Below are 349 nucleotides of genomic sequence, written 5' to 3'. Positions count from 1 at the left end.
CTCTCGGGTCGGTACATATGGCCGCTCCCGATCCGGAGGCCATACCTTGGATTCGACTTCGTAAATAGCACGGCCCAAGACGGCCAAGAAGCCAACGCCCAGGATAGCCGCAAGCGCAGCATACCACCAGTGACCATGCAGCAGCCGCGACAATTCGTTTAGGTATGTCATTTCCTTGACCCTCCCACTCTAGGCTTGGAGATCGGACGGGTGAGCAGATATTTCAGTCCCAGGAATGTGCCTATTATCAATCCCTGTACAATCCAGATCGGCATAAAATAGATCAAGGCCAACAAATGGTACACCTTGTATTGATCAATGCTCATGGCCTCCCCAAATGTCGTTTGCT

At 51.9% G+C, this 349-nt stretch carries 1 protein-coding gene; it reads right to left on the bottom strand.

Annotated elements, in window-relative coordinates:
- Positions 1-167: 167 nt before the first annotated feature.
- Positions 168-349 (bottom strand): hypothetical protein (locus KIH86_RS04030; protein WP_223110317.1); only part of this gene is annotated, 182 nt, incomplete at its 5' end.

Origin of the sequence: Paenibacillus sinensis, assembly GCF_019904155.1 — a bacterium.
Lineage (GTDB): Bacteria > Bacillota > Bacilli > Paenibacillales > Paenibacillaceae > Paenibacillus_AQ > Paenibacillus_AQ sinensis.
Note: the sequence above shows the minus strand (reverse complement) of the source record. Positions and strands in the feature narration are given on the sequence as shown.